Here is a 3031-nt window from a genome sequence, read left to right on the forward strand (position 1 = left end):
TATTTATGTTATCAAAATTTACGCTACTTTTGTTTTTTCCATTCTTTTCTTCCATGCGTTTTATTTCTATGCTTGCATTGGTGATGTATTGAGAATTATTACTTCCAAGTCCTTGTATTCCAGCACCATTTGAGTTTCCTCCCATTGATGATAGAAGTCCTACAACAACAAGAACAATCCCCTCAATGAAAAACACATCATTCATATTAAATTTACCGATAAAAGAAATCCCGAGACTTACAATAATAGCTAGCACACTTACTACTAGAATCTTTTTAATATTCACTTTACTCACTTCCTTTTATTACCATTTACTTTATTATATCATACACTATATCCCTTTCTATAACATTCTCTTTTCTCATACAAATTTTTTTATTTGTATGCAAATAAAAAACTCCATAGATTTAACTATGGAATCTTTCATATATATTATAATAATGAATATACAAGTCTTTGAGTATATTCATGTTTTGGGTCTTCTAATATTTGGTCTGTAAGTCCTTCTTCTATAACTTCACCATTTAGCATTACCATTGTTCTATCTGCAAGCATTCTTATTACTCCTAAATCATGGGATACAACTATCATACTTATCTTAAAATCTCTTTGTAGTTTCTTTATTAAATCTAATACATTTGCTTGTACTGAAAGGTCTAAACCTGTTGTAACTTCATCTAATAAAAGAACTGGTGGATTATTTGATAATGCCTTTGCAATTTGAACTCTTTGTTGCATTCCTCCTGAGAAGTTTTTAGGTTCTTCTTCCATTCTAAATATAGGAATATTTACACATTCTAAAAGCTCCTTTGCGCGCGCTTCCATTTTAGAAACATTTCTTTCTCCAGCTCCTATAAGCTTTTCTCCTATATTTCCAATACATGAAAAATCCATTTTTAAACCAAGCATAGGATTTTGATATACCTTTCCAAACACATTATTTCTTATCCATCTTTTCATTTGTGTTGATTCATTAAATATATTTACTTCTCCATTTTTATAATCTCTCATATATCCCACGCCACTAGATATCTCTCTATCAAAATAAAGGGATTGCATTAAGGTTGATTTTCCACTTCCACTTTCTCCAACTATCCCTAAGATTTCACCTTCATAAAGGTTAAGTGAAATATCACGACAGGCATATACAGTCCCACATTCCTTGCAATAGTTTTTTTCAAGCTTTACATTTTTTAAATCCTTACATTTACTGCAACCTTTTCCAAAAACTTTCCTTAAATTCTTTATGCTTAAAACTTCTTTTTCAAACATCTCCATCTTAAATATCCTCCACCTTATTTCTTTTATCTAGACAATATGAAGTATCATTACATTGATAATATTTTTCTCCTGTAACACTATGGATAACTTCATCTAAGAAAGTATCTTCTGAGCCACAAAGCCTACATTTCTTTCCTTTAAAGCTTTCTTTTAAGAATTTATAATCTTCAAAATCTAAAGATTTAATCTTTGTGTATGGAGGAATTGCATATATCTTTTTTTCTCTTCCTGCCCCTAGTAAAATCAAAGCCTCATTCATATTCATTTTTTCATTATCAAACTTTGGAATAGGACTTGGTGCAGTAACATATCTATCATTTACTAAGATAGGATGGTCAGCTCCTGTTGTCATTTTTCTATATTTTATTATTTGCTCAAAAAGCATTAAGTAAGCTCCACTGTATTCCATATCTCCATGAAGTCTTTTTGTTTTAAATTCACTTTTTTCAATCATTCTAAGTGGTTCTGGTGTTGGCACTTGAAGAACTAAAATTTGATTTTCGTTTAAAGGAACTTCAGGTATTCTATGTCTTGATTGTATTAAGCTTGCCTCTTCTGTTTTATCTGTTACTCTTACTCCTGTAGTTTTTTGAATAAGCTTTTTTATATTAACAGCATTTACAGATTCATCAGAACCTTGGTCAATAACCTTTAATGTATCTCTTCTTCCTATTAAAGATAATGTAAGCTGAAGTCCTCCTGTTCCCCATCCTCTTCCTATTGGCATTTCTCTTGATGCAAAGGGAACTTGATATCCTGGAATAGCTACTGCCTTAAGGCTTGCCCTTCTTATTTCTCTTTTAGAACCTTCATCAAAGAAGGCAAAATTATAATTACTCATCTTTCTTTCCCTCCCTTGTATTTCGTACACTATGAAGCTCTGCATTAAAGGTAACATAATGAGGTAATTTAAGATGAGACATAAAGCCTGATGATTCAATTACATCTATACTATAAAGAACAAATTCCTCATCTCCTGTTGGAAAATCTTTATTTTTTTCTTCTAAACATCTATCTAAAATACTCATTGAAATAGCCTTTGTTTCATTTTGCCCAAAGCATACTCCATATCCAATTGAGAAGCCTCTTTCTTTTTTTCCATCATTATTTACTTCAATTGGAATTAAAGTTTCCACCTCTGTAACCTCAACCTCTCCAATATAATAATCATCTAAAACTACTAAAGGCATATCTATAACTCTAAGCTCTCCAACTGTTGGATGCTCAATTCCACAACTTCTAAAAGCTGAATATGCAAGAGCATTAACAGCACCTGTACTACCCCGTGTAAGGCTTTGAAGTCTCTCACTTCTATTGCTTGGAAACTCTAAAGCCTCCTTTGTAATATCACTAGGCTCATTATCATTAAACTCTATCTTCTCTAAAATTCCTTCATCTCTTAAACTATCTACAACCTTTGGAATATTTCTAAGACTTCCATCTCTCGCCTCTAAGCTTAAATCAAAGTCTTCTAAAAATCTTTTTATCTCTTCAGTTTTTTCATCAACAAGAGAAAAATCTAAAAGCCTATGAGTATAATCATAAGAAGCTCCTAAAATTTGTCCTCCTTCAATATCTTTAAAGCTTGCAGATATTCTTCTTTTCACAAAACCATCCTTTGTATCAGAGATATTTGTATAATATTTTCTTTCAAGAGTTGACCTATATGCCCTTAATAAAAATACTGCCTCTTCAATATTCCCCTCAGATTGTTTTATAGCAATACTTGAAAGCCTTCTTGAGTAAAGAC

4 protein-coding genes are annotated in these 3031 nt (G+C 31.4%); all 4 read right to left on the bottom strand.

The features are described from left to right. Nucleotides 1-295 (bottom strand): hypothetical protein (locus ACRC28_RS16245; protein ID WP_438544491.1); only part of this gene is annotated, 295 nt, incomplete at its 3' end. A 137-nt stretch (nt 296-432) separates the two neighbouring features. Beyond that, a complete protein-coding gene (locus ACRC28_RS16250; RefSeq protein ID WP_438544492.1) occupies nt 433-1278 on the bottom strand; it encodes an ATP-binding cassette domain-containing protein in 846 nt (281 codons plus the stop codon). A gap of 1 nt (nt 1279) precedes the next feature. Then, entirely contained in the window at nt 1280-2122 is an 843-nt protein-coding gene (locus tag ACRC28_RS16255; protein ID WP_438544493.1) for an alpha-D-ribose 1-methylphosphonate 5-phosphate C-P-lyase PhnJ, read from the bottom strand. Further along, nucleotides 2115-3031 (bottom strand): carbon-phosphorus lyase complex subunit PhnI (locus ACRC28_RS16260; RefSeq protein WP_438544494.1); only part of this gene is annotated, 917 nt, incomplete at its 5' end. The genes ACRC28_RS16255 and ACRC28_RS16260, both read right to left, overlap by 8 nt.

The sequence above is a fragment of the Clostridium sp. genome (assembly GCF_051650885.1).
Taxonomy (GTDB): Bacteria; Bacillota; Clostridia; order Clostridiales; family Clostridiaceae; genus Clostridium.